This is a genomic window from Bradyrhizobium sp. USDA 4503, assembly GCF_054055815.1.
This window is the reverse complement of the sequence record NZ_JBSRXS010000001.1, coordinates 7,748,022-7,771,105: the sequence shown is the minus strand read 5'-3', so window position 1 is coordinate 7,771,105 and position 23,084 is coordinate 7,748,022. Positions and strand designations below refer to the sequence as shown.

Sequence of the window (23,084 nt, the reverse complement as noted above, 5' to 3'; positions counted from 1 at the left end):
TTAGTCGTCCGCGGATAGGCAATCGTGCCGCCGGCACGCTGTATTTGAGCCCGAAGACGTGCCTTCTTGACGGTTGATTGGCGCAGGTCGCTTCGACGGCTTCATTCGAGAGGTACGGAAAGTACCCAGGGCGACTTCTTGCCGTGCTTGCAAGCTGTTTGTCGGTTGAGCGGTAGGATCGGAGTTGAGGTAGCCGCCGCGACCTCGGTCCGGTTGATGAATTCCGTCAGATTAGTGTTCGAGGACCACTCCAAATAACGAACGAGCGCAAAGACAAGCGCTACGACAATGAGAACGCCGAGCCCCGACGCTATGGCTGTTCCCGACCAGCTTTCGCTACTGAATAATGACATCATGGTGTCCGAGACCGGAGCTGCTAGGTCCATCTAGGTCATCTCTCGATCATCACGTGTGAACGGCCTCACATCTCACGCGCACTTGATGTCGATACAAGTCATACCAAGGCTCGCTGACGCCAACGGGCAAGGCGTTTCGGACCTCCTGCCGATCTAAGTTGAGGATCGGAGCGATAATCCTCGCCTAGCTGATCGTGCAAACCTTCCGTGCCGACCCGGTCAACACCGGGCCGCCTCTGTCGACCTAGCATAGCGACGGCGACCGGAGTTGGGCTGGCTGGAATCGGACGAGGTGATCAATTTTGCGAGTGTTTGCATGCCCACCGCATCGATTCGGATGCCACGGACGCGCTTTCGAAAGATGACTCGGCCACTGGCACGGGCCGTGCAGTACGTTCGTTGCGGGGAATTTCAGTGTCCCGGTTCAGGAATAAAGCGCGGATCGTGTTTTCTTGACACGAGTATCGTTTTTCCCTGGAACAGCGATTTGCAGGTGGCAGGCCAATAAAGGAGGAAGTATTGAACCAGGAATTACCACCGCAACAGCCCAGGTTCCTCGTTCGAATGGGGACCACTGGCTGGATGGTTTACGATCGGGAACGCAAGGGGCCGGCTCTTTTAAAGGATCATAGCTTGGCCGAGAAGCTGTCCAAGGAACGGGCCGAACAAATAAGGCAGGCATTGATCGATGGTTCGATCAAGTGTCGACTCTGAGCCCTTGGGGTTGAGCGTTCGATTGAGGGGAATGAACGACGCGATAGTCCCGCGCACCAGCCGTGCAATGTTCTTCAGCTGAGCAGCCGAAGGACGAGCCCCCATTTGACTGGTTTCCTTGCCGTTCTCGATGTCGACGATAAACCAAACCGCACGCCGACGTTCGCCGCGAGCGCTAGGTCCTGTTGCCGTAGGTTCCGAATGGCTTCGCCCAGTTCCGATGCTGTTGTGATAGCCATATCAATTTCCAAGCGGAATATTTCGCAAGTAAGCCAAGCCTTTCAAGGCGTATTCCCGAGCGGGAAATCTAAGTGGGAACCAGTTGGCCAGGGCCAAAATTTTACTGAGCAGTAAATCATCCACCATCAGGACTGGTCCCGGGGCTTATTTTCCCGATCGGGAACCTATAAATGCGCTGAGCATTGCCGGTGCAAATCGCGCCGCACGCACGGGACCGAGTGACGTCGCCCCCAGCGGCCGACGGCCTCATGTCACGGCACCGATCTCGCTGATGCGGTCGCCGTTCGACCAGTTGCCGGTTGTCTCGATGCCAATCACGAAGCAACCTGCTCGGGGTCGAAGCGGTAGCACAAGCGCAACAATCCGCCACCACGTGAGTGGATGCCGATCAGGGTCAAGCTGCCTTTTGCGAAGCCGCCTGCGAGCGTACCGCCTCCCACGGGGAGGACGACCTCTGGGAAGCGAGCGCGTCAAACGCGGCGAGACCGCCGGGACCTTCGCATCCGTTCAATAGAGCCTCGAGAGCCCTTAACCGTCTCTCCTTGGGCGGAGTGCTCGGAGCGATGGAAGTCGCAAAGGAACGATGGGATAAAGGTAAGCGCTGTTCCGCGGCCACCTACCGGATGACGGGGTGATCTGCGAGTCTGCGGATCGGTTTGGACCGTTAGGCTTAGAATGGACACAGTGCATAGTGCTATCACGGAGCCGGTGCGACGTCTTGAGGTCTTCACCGGAGCTGGCCGTCGGCGGAAGTGGAGCGACGAGGACAAGGCGCGGATCGTTGCGGAGATCGTGGCGAGCGGCGACTCGGTGTGTTCCGTGGCTCGACGGCATGGTTTGTCGCCGCAGCAGTTGTTTGGCTGGCGCCGTCAGTTGCGAGAAGCTGCGGTCGATTGTTCCGAAGAGCAAGAAGTAGAGTTTGTGCCGGCGGTGGTAGATGCTGCGATGCCGGCGACCGCTGTTGGCCGGGAGCGCAAAGCGGTGCGCTGCAAGGCCAAGGCGGATACCCGGGCTCGCCGTTGCGATGCCGGGATCATCGAGATCGAAGTCGACGGAATCACGATCCGGGCCGGTCGTGGTGCGGACCCGACGATGATTGCGTCGATCGTTCAGGCACTGAAGGCGAACCGGTGATTGGTCCGTCGGGTGCGGTCCGGGTGATGGTGGCGACCAAACCGGTAGACTTCCGCAAGGGGATGGAAGGGCTTGCGACCCTGGTGCGCGAGAGCATGCGGGCAGACCCATTCTCGGGAGCTGTCTATGTGTTCCGGGCCAAGCGGGCGGATCGGATCAAGCTGGTGTTCTGGGACGGAACGGGTCTGTGTCTGTTCACCAAAAGGCTCGAGGATGGGGTCTTCCGCTGGCCGAAGGTCGAGGACGGCGTGATGCGTCTGTCGGCGGCGCAATTGTCTGCGCTGCTGGAAGGACTCGACTGGCGGCTTGTGCATGAGGCGCGGGAGACGCCGGCGCCAACGCAAGCGGGATAGTTGTTAGCGGCACTGCGGCGAAGTGAATCAAGAGCGTGGGACGTGTCGCCAGATGGCGGCGAATATGCTCTGAATTGGGTGTGAGTGACGCCCTGCCTGACGATCCTGAGACGCTGAAAGCGATGCTGCTTGCCGAGCGGTGCGAGAGCGAACGACTGCGTCAGATCATCAAGGAATTGCAGCGGCATCGGTTTGGCCGGCGGGCAGAGACGCTGCCTGAAGATCAGATGCTGCTGGGCCTGGAAGACGTCGAGCAGGTCGCAGCCTACAGCGAGACAGCGCAGGACATCAGCGCACCTGAAGGCCGTGAGGCACGGGCTCGCACACGCCGCGGCAACCGTGGTGCGTTGCCGACGCACCTGCCGCGGATCGAGGTCGTCGTCGACATCGAGGGCAAGACCTGTCCCTGTTGCCAGGGCGAGTTACACCGGATCGGCGAGGATCGAAGCGAGCGGCTGGACCTGGTCCCGGCGCAGTTCCGGATCCTCGTGACCCGGCGTCCCAAATACGCCTGCCGGGCTTGCGAGGACGGCGTCATGCAGGCGCCGGCCCCGGCCCGGCTGATCGAGGGCGGATTGCCAACCGATGCCACCGTCGCCCAGGTGCTGGTGTCCAAATATGCCGATCACCTGCCGCTCTACCGGCAGGCGCAGATTTACGCCCGCCAGGGCATTGAGCTCGATCGTTCGACGCTGGCGGACTGGGTAGGACAAGCCGCCTTCCACCTGCGTCCGCTGCATGACCGTCTCCTCGGCAAGCTCAGGCAACGGCCAAAGCTGTTCGCCGACGAGACGACGATGCCGGTGCTCGATCCCGGCCGAGGGCGTACCAAGACCGGTCAGCTCTGGGCCTATGCGGCAGACGACCGGCCATGGGGCGGCGCCTATGTCTATGCTCCCGATCGCAAAGCCGACCGACCAATCGCCCATCTGGCAGGCTTCAAGGGGATCCTGCAGGTCGACGGCTATGCTGGCTATGGCAAGCTGGCCGAGCGTGGCGACGTTCAGCTTGCATTCTGCTGGTCGCATATGCGGCGTAACTTCTACGAACTTGCCACACCCGGTCCCGCGCCCATCGCAAGCGAGGCGCTTCAGCACATCGCCGAGTTCTACGCGATCGAGAAGGACATCCGTGGCCGCAGCGCCCAGGAGCGCTGCCTCGTCCGGCAGCAGAAGAGCCGGCCGCTGGCGGAAGCCTTCGAACGGTGGCTCCGCGCAAAGCTCGCGTTGATCAGCCAAAAGGGCAAGCTGGCCGATGCCATCCGTTATGCGCTCTCACGCTGGGAGGGGCTGACGCGCTTCATCGATGATGGCCGCATCGAGCTCGACAACAACGCGGTCGAGCGATCAATCCGCCCGATTACGCCCAACCGGAAGAATGCGCTGTTCGCAGGCTCCGACGGCGGCGCCGAGCACTGGGCCATCATCGCCTCTCTGGTCGAAACCTGTAAGTTGAACGACGTCGATCCGCTTGCTTACGTGACCGACGCACTCACCAGAATCGTCAATGGTCATCCGAATAGCGACATCGATCAGTTGCTTCCGTGGGCCTATTGCCGTCACGAACTCAAAGCCGTGGCCTGAAAACAGCGCTTACGGATAAAGCCTGGGAGATCATCGAACTCTTCACGGTCTCAACCGAAGCCGACCTGACGCTAGCCGTCAGCGTGACATCAGACATTCGGCTCGAGACCTATACCTGATGCATCAAGTCACGCGCCCTAGCAAAATGTGTCTCGATTTCGACCCTTGCCTGACCACTCCTACGGCTTCTTCTTTAGCGTCATGGCTTGAAATCATCTGGCCAAAAGGATGCTTTGAACGCGGCTTGCAGCGTGTCTGCCGACAGAGACGCAATCCAGGGCAATCGTCCTAACCACCGCACCCGGCCGATTTCGCAAATTGCTCTCACAGCATCCGAATTCTTTTCGCCAACGAAAGCGATTCCAAGAATGTCGATCTGGCGTCGCCGGAGCGCGTCTATGGACAGCAGTGAACAATTGATCGCGCCCAAAGTTGTGCTCGCGCAGAGCACGACAGGAAGTCGCCATTTCTCCAAGACATCAATATAGAGCGAGCCGCAATTGAGCGGCTCCATGAGCCCGCCGGTCCCCTCGATCACGAGCGGCTGTCCTCCAGTGTTGGGCACATCAAGCGAGTCCGCGCTGATGTGAACCTCGTCAGTCTCCACGGAACAGTGGGGCCAAGCGGCCGTCTGCAGTCGGTAACGCTCAGGCACGATGCGATCCGACGCAAGATTGGCAAGCCGAGCGACGCGCTCGGTGTCCGTTTCTCCTTCAAGGCCAGCTTGAATTGGTTTCCAGTATTTCGCCCCGAGGAGACCGACGAGTCCTGCGCAGAACACCGTTTTTCCGACGCCGGCGCCTGTACCTGTCACCACTACCTGCTGCTGGCTCATCAAGCTTGTCCTCTTGCCCAGCATTGTACGCACCAACCTCCATTATATGCAGTAACGGCGCAAAACCGGCTCCAGCCGACGGAACCGCCTTGCTCTTGCGAGAATGATTGACGCTCAGTGCCCTCGCCTCCCGGTTCGAAGCAAACGCTGCTCAGCAATTCAAACGGGCCGTGTATCCACAATTCATGCCAGATAGCTGCACAATTCATGCAAGATACCCGTCGCGATCACGGCTCATCGCTCCAAACTTAAAACGGCTACGGGATGCCAATGTTGTGTTGAATGCTAGAAGGTCGCCGCGGATGACTGCCGCTTCCCAGAGTTGCGCTTTGCGCCTTGTGACAGGTTAAGATTGCTATCGGCGCACAAATACGGTCCGGATCGGACGGCCGCGTTCAGCTGCGGCAGGATGTATCCTAATCGATACAGAACGGTACGCTTCGAACGGAAGCTGTACGATTGGACTGACTTCGCTTGATTCTTCGCATTGAAATAGCGCGATAAATCGTCTTGCCGGAAAGTAGCCTCGACGCTTATCAGCTGCGATCAGGGCAATCTTCGCGTTTGGACTTGCGCGCGGGGAGTGTCTACCGAGGTACGAACCGGTGGGCCGATTTCGCTTCATCGATCACTGTGATCGCCAAATAACACGCCGACTTCAGTCGTCTGGCAAGCATTGCCCCCAATCGAAGAAGACAAGCCCGGTAAGATCCCGAATTTTTTGTCGTAGGCAGGGCTTTTAAAAGCGATCAGAGCACGCCACGTCGATCACGCCTTAACCTTTTGTGCGCCACATTCGGACCATCGGGAAACGGACAACTCTCACATCCGCTCAGGCAAATTGTACGAACTCGTACTGCAAAAGTCGCGGCATCGTGCAATTTCGGGGCCGCTCGGATGTCGGGACTGTCCAGCATTGCGTCGAGCTACATCCCGATATAAGAACGCGGCCAAGTTGCGGCGTCACGTTTACGGTCACCATGATCCGTCACATCGTCTTCTTCACAGCGAAGGATAGAGCCGATATGGACCAAATCATCGAAGGTCTCTCGGTTCTCACCCTAATCCCATGTGCACGCCGGTTCGAGATTGCCCGCAACCGCAAGAGCGATCAACTGGGCAACGACATCGATGTCGTGGTGTATGGTGAATTCGACAGTGAGGCGGACCTCGCTGCGTACAAAACGCACGGTCTTTATCGAGAAGCGATCCAGCGCGTCAGGCCACTCCGGGAGCTAAGGTTTGCAGCTGACTACGAGCTGTCAACAGATGTGCATTTCGCTGGAACAAGGGGGCTAAGGCAAGTCGCTCGGAGCCATGGACCAGTTGGCCGCGAGTAGCTCAATGATCAGCTGCAAGCTCTGCTACGTGTCCGGCAGCGAGAACCCTTATTGGGAAGAGCCTCACGAGGCACGGGCAACTGCCGGTCGCCAGTAGCGGAGAGCCTATGCACGTCCGCGAGTTGCCGTGGATTGAGCCTGTCACGGCCTTGCGATGCGTTGCGCAGCGGCCGCAGCTTACCTTTCTCGATAGCGCAGCAGGGCATGAGTTGCTTGGGCGTTACTCGTATTTGACCTGCGAGCCGTTCGGCACCTATTTGGTCGCCGACGGACAGGCAAGTTGGAATGGAAAGGCTCTCATAGGCGACCCATGGCAAGCCCTCCGCGACCTCCTTGCCAGATACAAACAAGACCATTGTTCCGATCTCCCCCCATTCCAGGGCGGCGCAGCCGGCTTCCTTGCTTACGATCTCAACCGCACACTGGAGCGGTTGCCGTCGCCGTCGAATCTTGGTCTGCGATTGCCCCAATCAATACTGCATTTTTACGATGTGGTGGTCAGCTTCGATCATCGAAACCATAGGTGCTGGATTGTCTCGACCGGATGGCCGGAGCAGGACTCCACGCGACGAGCCGAACACGCGCGTCGTCGCGCCGACGAGTTTGCAGCACTGCTTGCCAGGCCAAAGCCAGCGCGGATCATAATCCCTGGCACCGCGGGGCGATGGCATTCGAACTTTAGCCGTGAAGGCTTCATGGCGGCGGTCCAGCGGGTCATCGATTTAATCCTGGCTGGAGATATATTCCAGGCGAACATCGCGCAACGGTTCGGTACCAAATTGTCGCCCCTGTTCGATCCGCTCACCTTTTATTGCCAGCTCCGTTCATTAAACCCAGCCCCGTTTGCAGCCCTCCTGCGTTATGACAGGCTGACGATCGCCTCGAGCTCTCCTGAGCGATTTCTGAGACTTGACGGACGCCAGGTCGAAACACGCCCGATCAAGGGCACAATCGCGCGCTCAGCTGATTGTTCGGAAGATGTGCGCCGCGCTGAACTCCTCCTTGCCTCCGAAAAGGATCGCGCCGAGAACATTATGGTCGTCGACCTGCTGCGCAACGATCTGTCACGCGTTTGTACAGACAATTCGGTCGACGTTTCAGCCCTATGCAATCTCGAGACCTACGCCTCAGTGCACCATCTCGTGTCGGCAGTCAGCGGCGCACTTGCCGCAGATCAAGATGCCGTCAGTCTACTTCGCGCCTGTTTTCCCGGCGGTTCCGTCACTGGCGTTCCAAAGGTGCGAGCAATGCAGATCATTGCGGACATCGAAAAAGTAACGCGAGAGATCTATTGCGGGGCCATCGGCTTCATCGGATTCAATGGACACATGGACACGAATATTGCGATCCGCACCGTCGTGATCGCGGGTGATCTGGCTGTATTTCACGCAGGCGGCGGAATAACCGCGATGTCGAATCCTGAAGCCGAGTATGAGGAGACACTTACCAAGGCAAAACGGCTGTTCGAGGCCTTTGCATCCGATCCATCTGGTGCATCTTGATTGTCATCATTGATAATTACGATTCCTTCGTGTTCAATGTTGCGCGCTATTTCCGCAAGATTGGTGCAGAGACGAAAGTCGTTCGCAATGACGCGATCGGCGTGACCGATCTCGTTGGGTTGCAGCCGCGTGCAATCGTCATATCTCCCGGCCCCTGCACGCCGATGGAGGCTGGTATATCCACTGCTGTTGTCCGCGAGCTTTCGGGGCGCATCCCGATTCTTGGCATCTGTCTTGGGCACCAGTGTATCGGAAGCGTTTTCGGCGGACGCGTGGTGCGTGCACGTCGCCCCATGCACGGCCGCGCATCGCGCATAACGCATGACGGTCGTGGGTTGTTTTTGGCACTTCCGTCACCACTTTGGGTCGGGCGCTACCATTCTCTTGCGGTCGAACTCGATCTATCAGATGCACCCGATCTCATGGCGACGGCCCATTCAGATGAAGGCGAGATCATGGCCTTGACACATCGGCATCAACCTACCTACGGCGTACAATTTCACCCGGAGTCGGTCCTTACTGAGCAAGGTCACTCGCTCCTTATGAACTTCTTGCGATTGGCGGAGAGTTTCCGATCGTGAAGCCGATACGTCCCCGCGCTCTCGGCAATCTTGTCCGCGGACGGGAATGACAAGCTGCGGCGTGACTCCAGCTCAGCGCAACGTGGTGCGAGAGAGCTCCGGCCTGATCAAGATTGTAACAGGCAGCACGAAACAGCTCGCTTTGTACGCTGCGTACTCAATTTTTTCTTTTAGTGCCGCCTCGATTGAATTACTTCAAGCCCGCAACGCGTAGTTCTCTTCGCATCAGCTGCATTGGGTCAATAGGCGCAAAACACCCTCTGGCCTAAAAACGCAAAGATGTTTTCTTGAGATCCGCCAATAGCTTGGCGGTGCCTTGCGGTAGTCTCGCTACCGCTGCCCTCACGGGCGTTTCCTCCCTTGACTTGGCCGCCGGTCCCATCAGGATCGGCGGCTCTCTTACAGATGGGGCAGCGTCACTATGCTTGAGGAATCAAGATCAATCTGCACTCGGCCGACGCGGTAACGAACTGGCGCAAACGGCGGTGATGAGGCTGAAAGAACTATGCAACACAGAGGCGTGCAGTTCAGCATTCGAGAAGCGTCGGCAGGCGAATGGCGCTACAGTTTCGAGATGGGCGGCAAGACGATCAGCGGCAAGACCCGAACAAGATTGCAGCTTCTTGCAATCCGTCGGGTCAAGGATCGCATTAATCGTGAACTGAATCGCAGTGCGGAAAGTCAGAGTTGATATCGGCATGAATGCTTCTGCCGGCTGTGCTAGCTCAATCTTTGCCGCCTTGGAACGCGGCGGAGTTGGCTCGCATATCGCACTTCCTGTGCACGCTCCACACTGGGCGCGATTCGCCATTGGACATCGCTCACCTGACAACGAGCGGTACCTCTGCGTCCCGCCCGGCGTCGACATTACGGAGCCTTCTTTACCAGGTCCCCATCCATAGGTCCGCATCCATCGGCACGTCACAGAGCACTGGTAAACTTACCCGAGTTGGTGCAACCTCAGGTAACAAACGAGCTGGAGACCCACATATGCGCCGCATGGTTTTGATCAGCGTTCTGGCCTTGGCTCTCGGCGTCGCTTCATCCCCGGCCCGCGCGTGGTGGGACGAAGGGCACATGCAGATCGCTTATTTGGCGTATAAGCGCCTCTCCGATCCTGTCCGCGACAAGGCCGACGCCTTGCTGAAGTTCAACAAGGATTATGCGAAGTGGACCTCCGGCACCGCCGACGACAAAACGGCGAAGATGTACGCTTTCATCCATGCCGCGACTTGGGCTGACGACATCAAGACCAAGGAGTACGGCTATACGCGCGATGCGGTCACCAGCCCGACGGCCGGCCAGAACATCGGCTACTCGGATCACAACCAACATGCCTATTGGCATTTCAAGGACATCGACTTCACACCCGACGGCACGCCATTGGCCGCCGCGGCCCCAGTCGATTTCGTCACCCAGCTCAAGCTGATGATCGCCGCGCTGCCGGCGTCCTCGGGCGCACCCGACGATGTGCGCTCATATGACCTTGTCTGGATCCTTCATCTCGTCGGCGATGCCCATCAGCCGTTGCACGCGAGCGCCCGCTACACGCATGAGATCCCCGACGGAGATTCCGGCGGCAATGCGGAATCTGTGATACCGGCGAGTGGATCCAGCATGGCGCTGCACGCCTACTGGGACGCGATCTTCGGCGGTTATTCCTCGCCCCATGGCGCCATTTTCGACGCCGACGATAAGGACGGGCTATCGAGCGTCGGTGTCAACCAGGTTGAGGCGCAGATTGACGATCCCGCCGTCTGGGCTCAGGAAAGCGCGGACCTCGCCAAGCAATATGCCTACGCTCCGCCGATCAGCACTGGAAAGAATCCTGTCCTTCTGACGCGCGACTATGAGACGAGCGCCAAAAACCTGGCCCGCGCGAGGGCTGCACTTGCCGCGGCGCGACTAGCCAACCTGATCGAAACGGCGCTCAAGTAGATTTTTTGCCAAATTGCTGCAGACGATAATTTGGAGGAGGAGATCAGCCCAGATTTTTAGCGTCCGTAGCCTTTTCCTTGCTTGTACATGACCCGCAGGCCTTGGCAGGGCGGCCGGATCGAAGGCCAAGCTCTGAATACCGCTTTCCAGTACCCCTTACCTTAGTAGTGGCGCGGCGCCCCCGTAATAACCCCCAGTTGCATCACAGGACCCTGTCATGCTCTATGGCGGCGTCAATAAAATCAAGGGACACAAAATGAAGCAGATCGTACTTGCCACGGCCTTGCTGCTGGCAACCACAGCCGCCCAAGCGCAGTACCTCGGCGGCACCGGTTCAAATCCAAACAGCCATGGTGTGTCGGGCTATACGCGCAGCAATGGCACGTACGTGCAGCCCTACCAAGCGACGAACCCCAACGGCACCCAGCGCGACAACTACGGCACCAGCGGCAACGTCAACCCCTACACCGGCGCCACTGGCCATCGCACGCCGCGCTATTGAGCCCGTGTAACCTCCTGCTTAGGCAATGGGCGCGGGCACATCTGCATCCCACGAGATTCAGTAAGCAGAAGTCTACTTGCGATTTGCGATGATCATTTTTGTCTCACCAGCTGAGCGTTCGGGATAAAGAAAGGGCTAGTGGAATGAACAAAGAAAACGAAGGCACCAGGGAGTTGCGCCAGCTCCAAGCAGGCCATCTCCTTCCCCATCGCGGCCAAGTCCTGACGTTCATGCTCCGGTTCGCCCTGCTCCGTCCGTGCCTTCGCCAAGCCCGCCGCCAAAGCGGGATTGAGCCGCGAGCATGGTCGAGGAAATCAGTGCCCCGAAATTTGATGCGCTACGGAACTCGATCTACCACGCTTCGCGTCGCGAATATTATGACACTCTCAATCGCATACTGAACTTTCTAGTCATCGTCTTCGGAGCCGGCGTCGCAGGAAAGGTCTCGGAGCTCTTTCATTTCAGGGAGCTTTGGCTTGAATTCGGTGTTTTGATTTTCGCCACCTCGCAGCTTACGTTCGATTTCGGCTCGAAAGCACGAACCCACGAGTTTCTGCGGCGCAAGTATCAAGAGATGCTTGCAGAAATTGAGCTTGAACCTACGCCAGAGGCGGCGAGATGGAGGTCTAAGCTTCAGACGATCGCTGGCGAAGAGCCTATGCCTATGCGAGCGTTAGACGCTCTCGCCTATAATGCTGCGCTGGATGCCACTTATAGCGATCCTGAAATTCGCAATGGAAACAGACTTTACGTGCCGTTCTGCCACCGCTTGCTCAGACACCTGATCGCGCGCGAGGGCTATGAATATCGACTCGAAAGTGAGCCACGTAGTTGGTGCCAAAGGTTTTTGAGCTGCTTCAAATCTTAATCAGGAGTTGGCATTGGCGAAGAAAGCCAAGAAAGCAAAGAAGGCCAAAAAGTCGGCAATAAAGAAGACCACCAAAAAGACCAGGAACATTGCAAAGCATCATGGTGTTCGCCCTCCTCCAAAATGAGGAAAGCCCCACGCAACCCGAACGCAGACCTTGGCGCCGCGCTATGATTGACCTGCCCCTGAATTTTCATCCAGCGGCAGTTAGAGTCTCGGGGGGTTGTACGCCTTGCGGCGCGGTTGAAGCAACGGGCGATCGACGGAGCTGGTCGGGGTTGCGCAGCCGAGCGCCCGTTGCGGTGAGAGAGGCGGCGTAGGCCGCGGGCGTGAGGTATTGCAGCGAGGAATGGGGGCGTTCGCCGTTGTGGTCGGCGACCCATGCCGCGAGTTTGGCCCGGGCATCGTCGAGACCGAAGAACAGCGTCTCATTCAGGAGCTCGTCGCGCATCCGGCCGTTAAAGCTCTCGGCGAAGCCGTTCTGCATTGGTTTGCCCGGTGCGATGAAGTGCCAGTCGATGCCGGTTTCCTTGCACCAGGCCAGCATGGCGTTACAGATGAGTTCGGCGCCGTTGTCGGAGACGATCTGGCCGGGTTTGCCGCGCCGCGCGACAACCGTCGTCAGTTCCCGCGCCACACGCCGGCCCGAGATCGATGTGTCAGGAATGGCGCCCAGACATTCCTTGGTGACATCGTCGACGATGTTGAGGATGCGGAAGCAAGCCCGTTGGCGAACTGGTCGTGGACGAAGTCCAGCGACCAGCGCGCATTCGGCTTCGCCTCCACCAGGATCGGCGCCCGGCACCCCAAGGCCTTGCGGCGAGCCCGCCGCTTGCGGACTGTCAGTCCTTCTTCCCGATAGATCCGGTGAATGCGGTTGAGCCCTGATGGCTCGCCCTCTCGTCGCAGCAGAATGAACAGCCGACGGTAGCCGAACCGCCGGCGAGGTGACGGAGGAGGCGGAGCCGACCGGATGATCATCAGCGGCGGGCTCCCGATGAGGCTGTTCTTTGGTTTGGCGCAGAGCCGGTCGCTGTCGCCGCGGACAATCAGCGCGTAGCCGTGGTGCAACAGCTGCTTCAGGATCACCCGAATGCAAATGACAACCTCAGATCAGTGGACATGGTGCCGGATTCGTCAACGCTGCGGTTCACGCGATCAGCGTTGCGCCGGTTTCATGACGCCGGCTGACCAGCTGGAACAACAGATGCGTCTGCGTCAGGCTCCGGCTTCACTCAAGTATAAGTCAGTTGACTAGAGAATGGTCGGCGCACTTCAGTGCGCAGCACTTAGTGGATCTGCTGGTCGAGATACCAGATCAACGATTGGTTAGTGTGTCACAGGGAGGCACCTCAACGGGAACAGCGAAGCCAGCCTTTACCCGATCCAAGACGACCAGCGTCTTGAAGCATTTGATGTCCGGCATCTCGTAAAAGAACCGTCTGGTGAATTGCTCGTAGTCCTCCATGGTACGCGCGGTAACGTATAGGATAAAGTCAGCATCACCGGTGACGTAGAAGCCATTGACGACTTCGACTGAAGACTTGATGGCCTTCTTGAACCTGTCAATGATATCAGAACGCTCCCGCTCCATAGTCACCAGTACAAGCATTTGGATGGGTCTACCAATGGCCTTCGGCGAAACGATCGAGATATCCGCCTCAATGATGCCTTCCGAGCGCAGCCTCTTCAAGCGGCGTTGGCACGCTGTTGCAGAAAGCCCCGCTATTTCGCCGATCACCTCGGAAGTCAGGCGATTGTTCTTCTGCACGAGTTCGAGGATGCGAGCGTCTATCCGATCATATCGCATTGCATACCAGCTCCAAGCCTAAGATGAAACTCTCCGGCAGACCCACGCGCTGGCGACGAGAAGCGCCCAAGGGCATGAAGATATAGAAGATGTTCAGCGCTCCCTTGATCGATCAAGCTCGGGAAACTACCGGCTTTCGGCGGGCACTCGTCAAAACACGCCCGCGTTTCGATCGTCTCGGCTATTCGAGCCCCATTTCCGCTCGAGCTCGAACTGATTCCTATGCACATGCAGGACTTCCCCGATGCCGTTCGCGCGGTGCACTGCGAATCCTTTCGGGCACTGCTGCACCCACCTCGCCAGAAATGAAGTGAACCAGGCCAAGTTCGGCGGTTGACGGATTCGCCATCGATTAACGATCTGCCGGGTCGTGGCACTTTGAAGTCGAGCGGCAGCGCTTCAATTGGTCGCCGCGCATGATCGATGGCTGTCGGCTCCGCCCTCTTTTCTCGCCCAATTGGCCGCGCATTGACACGCCGATCACGAGAGAGCGGCACTGGCCAGTTGATCATGCTCGATATCTCGGGTGCACCAATCACCTTCGATCATTGACGTTCATGCACGTCGACAAGCTTTTTCAAGCGGCTGGCCGCCGCTCACCGTTGGGTCGTATCCTCCCGATGCGCATTCTGAAAGAACTGAAGCGCATTGCCGCGCATGATCCGGTCAATGAGGCCACGGGTGTCCTCGAGCGCGATCCAGCCTTCGGCGACCAATTGCGAGATGGCTTGTGCGATTCCACGGCGCGCAACGCACGCATGGCCATAAATTGGCTCGACAGCGACATAGTCGCCGCCGAAGGTGAAGATCTTGTTGGACGGAACCGCCATCAAAAACTCCTTCAAGAAGCGAACGCCCGCCACCGGATTGATGATCCATGCCCAGCACATGTCGATCGCCGCATTAGGATAATGTTTGGCCAGTGCGATAAACTCGTGCTCGTATGGGTAGCCAATATGCATGAGCACGAATCGGGTTTCAGGAAAATCCTGCAGCAGACGACAGACGTCTGCGGCATTGCTGCGAGTACGGGCGAGTTGCATCACGCCGTAGCCAGCCAAAACGCCGGTGTGGAGTTTGACAGGCAAGCCGTACTCGCCAGCCTTGCCGACGCAATAGCGGAATAGATAGTCTTGCAGCGCCTTGAGGTCCTCAGGACCCAGAGCGTGCAAAGCGCCTACCCTGTCGGCATGGTGGGGGAATAGTCTTGCGGCATGCGCCTTCGTGACCGGCTCGAAATCGAGGGCGCGCGAATAGGCGATTTGCGATTTTACGGCCACGGCTTTGGCGCCGTATGTTGCAAAATAAAAGTCAATAACATCGAGCCATTCATCGAGCGTGGTCGGGCGCCTGCCCGTTTCGGCTTCCACCCACGCAAAATCAGCAGCACTACACCGGCACAATTGAAGAATGCTTATGTCGTGGGCGAGCAGCCCTGGCTGCTCGGTCTCCATAAAGATGCGCTGCAGCGAATTGACGTGACAGCCTTTGATGTTTGCCAGCTCCAGAATCTGTGCGTAAAAACCCGGCTGTACGGTTTGATGGTATTTCTCGGCGATGCGGGGCAGGCTTTCATCCGTCAGCTCCTCTTCACCGTAAACGCCACGAAACGTATGGCGCAGCGCCTGGGCGTAGCCGGTGTGGCGGATTCTTTCCCAATAGGGCGCGATCAACCGATATTTTTCTTCGCTCGTAAGGTCCGGCCCGAGAAATCCTCGAAGGTCGCTCGCTGGCAGGCCTGCAACGACCAGATCCTCGGCAGCATAGGATCTGAACAGATAGGCCCAGTCGTTGCATGGCAATGTTCGTGGATGGATCGCTCCGGAAAGGCGCTGACTTTCCTCGATCAGGTGTTCATGGGTGTCGACAAATGGCGTCTGCTCGACCCATTGCGCGATTTGTCGATCCACGTCTGTCATCGACTTCCAGTCAACTGCTCCGCTTGTCATTTCGCGCTCCCTTGAGGTGACGACAGTTGCTTGCGTCCGCATTAGCATTCGCAATCAGAACCAGCATTGGACCATGCTGATAGGTCTGGCGTTGACGTCCTATCGCCGCGGCGGCTTCGGCTCGCCGCGGTCAAGCTCAGTAATTGACCACATCACTGGGGTGAGCGACGCGCTCCTTGAGCGCATCGGTCATTGGAAAGTTCAGATTGATGTTTTTCGGCGGAATCGCAGCCACGAACCATTTGTCGTAGATTTTGGTGAACTCGCCGGAAGCCATGAGTTTGGAGAGAACGTCGTCGACTAACTTTTTGAAGTCGGGATCATCCTTCGAGAACATCAGGCCATAATAATAAATGGTACCATAGTTAGCATTCAGAAAGATGAGGTCGGCCGGTTTCGCATAATCCGCCTTCATGCCGGCCAAGAGAATGTCAGCTTCCACCCAAGCCGCCACACGCCCGGTCGTGAGTAGCAGCAATGATTCCGCATGGTCTTTGGCTTGCGCGATGGTCAGGTTGAGATCGTCCTGCTGCGAAATGCCTTTGGCAATGCCGAGAGCATCGGAACCCTGAGTTACGACAACGGTCTTCCCTTTCAGATCTTTCGGCGTCTTGAGCCCGCTCGACGCCTTTGCGAGCCAGGCCGTTTGACTGGCGAAGGTGGCAACACTGAATGAGACCTGTTCTAGACGCTGCTTACTGCTGGCAGTGCCGCCGCACTCGATGTCGATCGTGCCATTCTGGATAAGTGGAATCCGATTGGACGAGTTGACCGGCGTCAGCTTTGTCTGAATGTCCGGAGTACCAAGATCAACTTTCAGACGATCGACGACGTGCGCGCACAGGTCGAGCGAAAAACCAACAGGCTTCTGGTCAGCGCCGAGATAGGAAAAGGGAATCGAAGCCTCGCGATAACCAATGGTGATCACCTTTTTCGATCTGATGTTGTCAAGCGTTGGACCCGCGTCCGCAGTGGAAATCGCGGTTGCGGTGATCGCGATCGCTGAAAGCAGTGCAAATATTTTAGCCATGGGAATTCCTCTGATTCATATGAAACGCGTTTTTTGCGCTTTTGATCTTGGGCAGCGCGTGCGCTCCCAGGCGATCCGTGCGCGATCCGGCGTCGCTAAGATGACCGCTTCCAACCGCCGGCAGACGCCTAGTTCCCGAAGCTGGGCAGCGTACGATCCGCGCATTCCGCACCGCACATTAACCGGGCAGCGTTCAGCCATGGCTAAATGATAGGCCTCTCGAGCCTTTTGGCACTACAAAATGTCAGTTTGCGAACATTTAGATTTCGAAATATGAGAATTTGTTGGATGAATGTCATGAACCCGACGGGCCGTCGTCCCCGCTTGTGTGAGGCGCTCCCGCCCATCGGCGATCATGCTCAATCGGAAAACACGAAATCCGGGCGATACGCATTTTCTAGTTTTGGTTGCCCGAAGTTTTTCATGGTTCGCAATTTGCTCCATCGCCGGGCATCAGAGCGTCTTTCCGCAGCACAAAGCTTGTGGTTTTAGAGCAAGGCGGCGCCGACTAAGGCTACGGGATGGTCGAGGCCGAGCCGAAGGGATACCGGACCGGGTCGAACCGCGAGCAGAACTGGCGATGCTTTTATTGATGTTGTCGGCGCTCCCCCGATCGCACGGCATCTCGCCTCGTCGTGTGCTGGCGAGACAACCGGTCGAGTTTTGCAACTCAGTCTCCACAGAAAGGCCAAGTCGAACGGCTCGAGAGAAAGAGCGGCCACAGCCTACGCGGTGGCCAAGTCAGGACGCAGACATGCTGATCGCCGAGCTTGATGGTCAGACGACGAGCGTGTCACGCGGCCGGCTCGTACTGAACAGCCCCGCTTGCATGCTTCGAGGTCCTTGCATTGCCCGGCACCAATTTTCATTTTGGCTATGTCTTGGCGGAACATGCCGCCGGTCGGCGTGTCGCTTAAGCGTTTCCTCCGACTTCCGAGCAGAATGATCTGACGAGCGCGTCGTCGAGGGCAGCCGAGGTCGATCAATTCTATCGATCGAGCCGGCTTGCTGCTCTGCTCTTTTGAAAGATTTCTGAAAAGCGACGATCTATATATCGTCGTCTCGTACTTGCCTTTGAGCCTTGATCGGGACCTATGATGCCAATCGCGTCCGCGTTGGCCTGGTAAGTCGATGCGGATCGGCCGTCTGGGCAATCAAATCCGGGGAAAGACCCGGCTCCTCGTCAAATACTTCGCGGATTGTCTTGCCCGAGATGAGCACCTTTTTCGCCAGCTCCGCCGCACGCTCATAACCAATCGCCGGCGCGAGCGCTGTCGCAACCGCAGCGCTGGCCTCGAGGTGTCCAAGGCATACTTGCACGTTTGGCGTGATCCCGGCGACGCACTTCGTGCGTAGTACCTCGATCGCATTCATCAGCAGTTCGAGAGAGTGGAGAATATTGTACGCTATCACCGGCTCCATGGCGTTCAATTGGAGCTGTCCGGCTTCCGCAGCAAGCGTGATCGTTAGATCGTAGCCGATGATTTGGAATGCGACCTGATTGACAACTTCCGGAACCACCGGATTGACCTTCCCAGGCATGATGGACGAGCCGGGCTGAAGCGGCGGCAGATTGATTTCGTTCAGTCCTCCGCGTGGGCCACTAGAAAGGAGCCTCAGGTCGTTGCAGATCTTCGACAGCTTAGTCGCGGTGCGCTTGAGCATCCCGGAGAACAAAACGAAGGCTCCGGTATCCCAACATGCTTCTATCAGATTGCCGGCGGCAACGAGCGGGAGACCCGATATCTCGCAAAGCTCCGAAATGGCAAGTGCCTGATAGTCAGGGTTGGTGTTGATGCCGGTACCGATCGCCGTGCCTCCAAGATTGATCTCCTGGAAGAATGAGGCGATCTCTCCAAGTCGAGCGACGTCCTCGCGAAGGGTCGTCGCAAAGGCTTGGAATTCCTGCCCCAAAGTCATGGGGACGGCATCCTGCAATTGCGTTCGGCCGAGCTTTATCACCTCGCTGAAGCTAGTTGCCTTCTCCTCAAAGGCAGTCGCCAGACGCTCAAGGGCAGCCTGGAGTTGCCCATGGGACAGCAATATCGCAAGCCGGATTGCTGTCGGATAGACGTCATTCGTGGATTGCGACAGGTTGACGTCGTTGTTGGGGTGGACGACGTCGTATCGCCCCCGCGGCAGTCCCATGATTTCGAGAGCGCGATTTGCAATCACCTCGTTTATGTTCATGTTGGTCGATGTTCCCGCCCCTCCCTGGAAGACGTCCAGCGGAAATTCTCTCCACAACGCTCCCCGCGCTATTTCGCCGCAAACCGCGCAGATTACATCAGCCTTATCTTTCTCAAGATCCCCGAGGCGCGCATTTGCCCTGGCTGCGGCCATCTTCACGAATGCCAGCGCCTTTATGAAGATGGGAAAGTGATTAATCGGAATACCTGAGATCGGAAAATTTGCGATCCCGCGCGCGGTCTGCGGACCATAGTAGGCTTTGAGCGGGATCGTCACCGGGCCAAGGGAATCGCTTTCGATACGCTCTGTTGGCGATGCGCTGGTCATATCAAGCTCTCGTTTTCTGTGGTGGCTTCTCAGGGAAAACCGCGCGGGCTGCGATCTCAGTGAATGATCTGATTGAGGAACGCCTTCGCGCGCTCCGTCTTGGGCGCGCGAAAGAAGGTGCTCGGATCGCCCTCTTCCACGATTGAGCCGCGATCCATGAAGACCACTCGATCCGCAACTTCGCGCGCAAAACCCATTTCGTGCGTGACGCAGACCATCGTCATCCCATCCTGCGCGAGCTCAACTATGGTTTCGAGCACCTCCTTGACCATTTCCGGATCGAGGGCAGAGGTCGGCTCGTCGAAGAGCATGATCTTGGGCTGCATGCACAGGGCACGGGCTATCGCGACACGTTGCTGCTGGCCGCCCGACAATTGCGCGGGATATTTGTTAGCCTGGTCATGGATCCGGACTTTCCTCAACAGCGCCATCGAGCGCTGATGCGCCTCGGAGTCAGCAAGGCCCCTGACCTTCATCGGAGCTAGCATGCAGTTTTCGAGCACCGACAGATGCGGAAACAGGTTGAAGCTCTGAAAGACCATTCCGACTTCAGAGCGAACGTTGTTGATGTCGCAAATCCGGTCTGTCAGTTCGATCCCATCGACAACTATACGTCCGGAATCGTGCTTTTCGATATGATTGATGCAGCGAATGAGAGTCGACTTCCCGGAACCCGATGGTCCGCAGAGTACGATCTTTTCTCCTTTTGCGACTCTGAGGTTGACGTCGCTCAGGGCGTTGAAGCTACCGAACCGCTTGACGAGGTGCTCGACGACAACCATCGGGAACGGGTCAGCTGGGCTAACTGTGCGCTCTTGCTGCATGCTGATCTCCAGGTTGTAGCCCCAGGGAATGACGGGCCATCAGATTGTGATTGACTATCGGCGGGCGCCCGCGAACGCGTACTTCCTGCGGAGCGAGGCGACGAATTGGGACGCGGCGCAGCCTATGATGAGATAAACAACGGCCACTGCGAGGTACATCTCGACGAGACGACCATTGAGCTGTGCAAGCTTGGAAGCCGCACCAAGGAGATCAGTGAGCGATAGAACGTAAACAAGGGACGTATCCTGAAACAGGATAATGGTCTGGCTCAATATGATGGGGCTTGCGACCCGAAACACCTGTGGAAGGACGACATGACGATACGTATCGAACGTCGACAGGGCGAGAGCCTGGCACGCCTCGAATTGTCCTTTGTTCACGGCGCGCAATCCGACACGGATGATTTCCGAATAGTAGGCGGCTTCAAACAGGCCGAAGGTGATGAACGCTGTATAGGTGGCACCGACTGGAACCGGGCGACCGTTGCCTGACAGGTGCCCCAGAACGAGGGGCACCAAGAAGAAGAACCAAAACAGGACCAGAATGAGCGGAATCGATCGCATCAGCGCGACATAGCTACGGACGAGCTGGCTCAGAATGCGGAGCTCAAAGTGCTGCACGAGGGCGAAGAGCGTTCCAAGAAACATCCCAGCCAAGAAGGCGGCTGCCGTCAAGGAAAGCGAGAACAGCAATCCTGACCACAGATAGGGCCATGCCTGTACGACAATCGAGAAATCGAGACCGGTCATTTCACGACCTCCATACCGTTAGGGACGGGGCTTTCCAGCTTCAAAGCGTCGAAATCTGACCCACCAGCCTCCCTACCCGGAGCGGTACCGGGTATGCGCACGGCTTTGTCGATAAGCATCATCGTCTGGTAGGCGATCAAGGCCAAAGCGAGATAGATGAGTGTGGCGGCACCGAATGCCGCGAAGGTTTGGAACGTCGCATCGCTGATTTGGCGCGCCTGGGCGGTCAGCTCCATCAAACCGATGGTTAGAGCGACGGATGTGTTCTTGTAGATGCCCATCACCTCGCTTGTCAGGCTCGGCACGATCAGGCGAAGTGCCTGCGGCAAGATGATATGGCGATACGTTAGATAACCGCTCAGGCCGAGTGCGGCAGCGGCTTCGTCCTGCCCCCTGGGCAAGGCTTCGATGCCTGCGCGAACCTGTTCTGCGATGCGCGCGGCGGTGTAGAGGCCCAGGCACCACAGCGCCGGAAAGAAAGTTCCCCAAGGCGGAGGTATCTGCTTTATCCAGTCGCCTATGGTCGTTGGAAGAAGCTCGGGCAGGACGAAGTACCAGAGAAACATCTGCACGAGAACGGGGATGTTTCGGAAGATCTCAACGTACAATCGAGCTAGGGCCCGGAAGAAGGGATTCTGCACAGTTCGACCTATGCCGACAACGACTCCGATTGCGAATGCAATCGACCAGCCGAAGAAGGCAAGCGCCAACGTCCAACCGAGACCCGAAACAAGCCAGTCGATGTAACGCTGGCCATCCACGGTCTTTTCAAGAAGAACTGTGAACATCGCGAACCTCACGATTGCGGGTGTGCACGACGACCACGCTCGGCATGGTCGCTCATCGTACGCGTTGTGCCTGTACTAGTCGACCGCGTCAGCTGAATGCACGATCCTCTACTTCAGCGTATCGGCAAGCGGAAGGCCATGATCTTCGTGCTTTGGCTCGATCAGGCCGTCCGCTTCGAGCGCTTTTTCTCGAACTGCTCCCATGCCTAGTCCTACGCAGCTTTGAATGACTTTTTTGACAGCCGTCCGCGGATGAGATGCACTAAGCGATCCACATCGGCGATCGTGTTGAACATGCCGAACGATATACGGATGCCGTCACGCTCTGGGGAAACACGCACGCCATTCTCTTCGAAGTAGCTGAGCCATTCTGTCGCAGGAAGACCGACGACGTAGATGTGAGGCGATCGATGTTGCCGCTGACGCGGACCGATGAGACTGACGCCGAGATCGTCCAGCTGGGCAAGCAGATGATCACCTAAATCGAAGCAATGGTTCTGAATGTTCTTCACGCCGATCTGCTCGATCATGTCGAGCGAGGCCCCGAGCGCATGAATTGCAGGAAGGTTGAAGTTGCCTAACTCGAAGCGTCGCGCGGTAGGAGACGACGCCAAGCGATCGGGACGAGCGATAAGATCGTCAGGAATTTCTGCCAAACTGGCAGCGGCAAGATAGGCGGGCTCCAGCTCCTTCAGAGTCTGGTCCCAATAGAGCAATCCGAGACCTTGAGGGACGAGCAATCCCTTGTGACTTCCGCAGCCCACGAAGGTTGCCTGGATGGCACTCACATCGATCGGAACGACCCCGATTGCCTGCATGACGTCGACGACGAAGTAGAGCTTCTTATCCGCGCAAAGAGCGCCGATACTCTCGATATCAAAACGATGGCCTGCGTGGAAGGTCACGTGCGACAGCGAAATCGCGCGAGTCGTATCGTCGATGTAGGGAAGAAAAGCCTCGGCGTTTACGACATCCGTCATGGGAAGGAAGTCAATCCGGATCCCCTTCTTCTTCAAATTGAGGAAAGCATAGGTGTTGTTTGGATGATCGCCATGGATCATCAAAACGCTATCGCCGGCTCGCAGAGGCAACGCGTTTGCCGCGATGTTCATGCTTTCCGATGTGTTCTTGGTGAAGGCAATTTCGTCGGCCGACACCCCAAGGAAACGGGCTACTTTGGCGCGCGTTTGCTCAACCCGATCAAGCCACACGCTTTTCGGCCCGGCGCTCTCCAAGCCTTCACGAAGAAAGGTTTCGATGGCGGCCATTACGGGACGGGCGAGCGGCGCCTGAAAACCGGAGTCGAGGTAGACCATCCTTTCGGCTGCAGGGAACTCCTTGCGCACAGCTTCCACGTCGTAATGACGAGACATTCCCAATCCCCTTTCAAAACGCGTCGCCCGTATTGCCAAATTTCCTGGGCTTGCTTGATCGCCAACCAAGCCTGTGCAGTGCACAAAAACCAATCAA

Annotated in this window: 19 protein-coding genes and 1 pseudogene; 10 read left to right on the top strand and 10 right to left on the bottom strand. The window is 57.6% G+C overall.

Annotated features, from left to right (window positions below; translation table 11 throughout):
- Positions 1 to 2,018 precede the first annotated feature (2,018 nt).
- The 3 genes from tnpA (at position 2,019) to tnpC (ending at position 4,380) form a co-directional block, all read left to right on the top strand.
- On the top strand, positions 2,019 to 2,444 hold the full coding sequence (gene tnpA, locus ACVMIH_RS36790) for an IS66-like element accessory protein TnpA (RefSeq protein WP_225162502.1): 426 nt from the start codon (positions 2,019 to 2,021) through the stop codon (positions 2,442 to 2,444).
- Positions 2,441 to 2,797, top strand: a complete 357-nt coding sequence (tnpB, locus tag ACVMIH_RS36785) for an IS66 family insertion sequence element accessory protein TnpB (RefSeq protein WP_456865178.1) — start codon at positions 2,441 to 2,443, stop codon at positions 2,795 to 2,797. Before tnpA ends, tnpB begins: the two co-directional genes overlap by 4 nt.
- A 122-nt stretch (positions 2,798 to 2,919) precedes the next feature.
- Positions 2,920 to 4,380 carry an IS66 family transposase gene (tnpC, locus tag ACVMIH_RS36780; RefSeq protein WP_456866628.1) on the top strand — a complete coding sequence of 487 codons (1,461 nt, stop codon included), beginning with the start codon at positions 2,920 to 2,922 and terminating at the stop codon, positions 4,378 to 4,380.
- Between the two features lie 199 nt (positions 4,381 to 4,579).
- On the opposite strand, the gene ACVMIH_RS36775 is transcribed toward tnpC, so the two are convergent.
- A complete protein-coding gene (locus ACVMIH_RS36775; protein ID WP_456865176.1) occupies positions 4,580 to 5,215 on the bottom strand; it encodes a dethiobiotin synthase in 636 nt (211 codons plus the stop codon).
- Between the two features lie 980 nt (positions 5,216 to 6,195).
- Here ACVMIH_RS36775 and ACVMIH_RS36770 point away from each other — a divergent pair.
- The 7 genes from ACVMIH_RS36770 (at position 6,196) to ACVMIH_RS36740 (ending at position 11,946) form a co-directional block, all read left to right on the top strand.
- Positions 6,196 to 6,555 carry a Dabb family protein gene (locus tag ACVMIH_RS36770; protein WP_456865173.1) on the top strand — a complete coding sequence of 120 codons (360 nt, stop codon included), beginning with the start codon at positions 6,196 to 6,198 and terminating at the stop codon, positions 6,553 to 6,555.
- A 107-nt stretch (positions 6,556 to 6,662) separates the two neighbouring features.
- Positions 6,663 to 8,057: an aminodeoxychorismate synthase component I gene (gene pabB / locus ACVMIH_RS36765; protein WP_456865170.1), complete on the top strand. Its 1,395-nt coding sequence runs from the start codon at positions 6,663 to 6,665 to the stop codon at positions 8,055 to 8,057.
- The gene (locus ACVMIH_RS36760; RefSeq protein ID WP_456865168.1) at positions 8,054 to 8,638 is read left to right on the top strand and encodes an anthranilate synthase component II; all 585 of its coding nucleotides are present in this window, start codon (positions 8,054 to 8,056) and stop codon (positions 8,636 to 8,638) included. Before pabB ends, ACVMIH_RS36760 begins: the two co-directional genes overlap by 4 nt.
- A 520-nt stretch (positions 8,639 to 9,158) precedes the next feature.
- Positions 9,159 to 9,329: a hypothetical protein gene (locus ACVMIH_RS36755; RefSeq protein ID WP_456865166.1), complete on the top strand. Its 171-nt coding sequence runs from the start codon at positions 9,159 to 9,161 to the stop codon at positions 9,327 to 9,329.
- A gap of 299 nt (positions 9,330 to 9,628) precedes the next feature.
- Positions 9,629 to 10,576: a S1/P1 nuclease gene (locus ACVMIH_RS36750; protein WP_456865163.1), complete on the top strand. Its 948-nt coding sequence runs from the start codon at positions 9,629 to 9,631 to the stop codon at positions 10,574 to 10,576.
- 217 nt (positions 10,577 to 10,793) lie between these two features.
- Positions 10,794 to 11,078, top strand: a complete 285-nt coding sequence (locus ACVMIH_RS36745) for a hypothetical protein (protein ID WP_456865161.1) — start codon at positions 10,794 to 10,796, stop codon at positions 11,076 to 11,078.
- Positions 11,079 to 11,379: 301 nt separating this feature from the next.
- Positions 11,380 to 11,946 carry a hypothetical protein gene (locus ACVMIH_RS36740; RefSeq protein ID WP_456865159.1) on the top strand — a complete coding sequence of 189 codons (567 nt, stop codon included), beginning with the start codon at positions 11,380 to 11,382 and terminating at the stop codon, positions 11,944 to 11,946.
- 193 nt (positions 11,947 to 12,139) lie between these two features.
- On the opposite strand, the pseudogene ACVMIH_RS36735 reads toward ACVMIH_RS36740, so the two are convergent.
- The 9 genes and pseudogenes from ACVMIH_RS36735 to ACVMIH_RS36695 form a co-directional block, all read right to left on the bottom strand.
- A pseudogene (locus ACVMIH_RS36735) lies at positions 12,140 to 12,891 on the bottom strand (IS3 family transposase); the annotation flags it as partial.
- 373 nt (positions 12,892 to 13,264) lie between these two features.
- Positions 13,265 to 13,756: an Lrp/AsnC family transcriptional regulator gene (locus ACVMIH_RS36730; RefSeq protein WP_253624639.1), complete on the bottom strand. Its 492-nt coding sequence runs from the start codon at positions 13,754 to 13,756 to the stop codon at positions 13,265 to 13,267.
- Positions 13,757 to 14,352: 596 nt separating this feature from the next.
- Positions 14,353 to 15,705, bottom strand: coding sequence for an amidohydrolase family protein (locus tag ACVMIH_RS36725; protein WP_456865156.1), 1,353 nt, complete (start codon positions 15,703 to 15,705; stop codon positions 14,353 to 14,355).
- Positions 15,706 to 15,841: 136 nt separating this feature from the next.
- Positions 15,842 to 16,735 carry an amino acid ABC transporter substrate-binding protein gene (locus ACVMIH_RS36720; protein WP_456828239.1) on the bottom strand — a complete coding sequence of 298 codons (894 nt, stop codon included), beginning with the start codon at positions 16,733 to 16,735 and terminating at the stop codon, positions 15,842 to 15,844.
- A 1,092-nt stretch (positions 16,736 to 17,827) separates the two neighbouring features.
- On the bottom strand, positions 17,828 to 19,252 hold the full coding sequence (locus tag ACVMIH_RS36715) for an aspartate ammonia-lyase (RefSeq protein ID WP_456865153.1): 1,425 nt from the start codon (positions 19,250 to 19,252) through the stop codon (positions 17,828 to 17,830).
- A gap of 56 nt (positions 19,253 to 19,308) precedes the next feature.
- Positions 19,309 to 20,076 (bottom strand): amino acid ABC transporter ATP-binding protein, encoded by a 768-nt coding sequence (locus tag ACVMIH_RS36710; RefSeq protein WP_456865151.1) that lies wholly within the window; start codon positions 20,074 to 20,076, stop codon positions 19,309 to 19,311.
- A gap of 54 nt (positions 20,077 to 20,130) precedes the next feature.
- Entirely contained in the window at positions 20,131 to 20,826 is a 696-nt protein-coding gene (locus tag ACVMIH_RS36705; protein WP_456865149.1) for an amino acid ABC transporter permease, read from the bottom strand.
- Positions 20,823 to 21,614 (bottom strand): amino acid ABC transporter permease, encoded by a 792-nt coding sequence (locus ACVMIH_RS36700; protein WP_456865146.1) that lies wholly within the window; start codon positions 21,612 to 21,614, stop codon positions 20,823 to 20,825. Before ACVMIH_RS36700 ends, ACVMIH_RS36705 begins: the two co-directional genes overlap by 4 nt.
- A 212-nt stretch (positions 21,615 to 21,826) precedes the next feature.
- Positions 21,827 to 22,987 carry an aminotransferase class V-fold PLP-dependent enzyme gene (locus ACVMIH_RS36695; RefSeq protein ID WP_456865144.1) on the bottom strand — a complete coding sequence of 387 codons (1,161 nt, stop codon included), beginning with the start codon at positions 22,985 to 22,987 and terminating at the stop codon, positions 21,827 to 21,829.
- Positions 22,988 to 23,084: the final 97 nt, after the last annotated feature.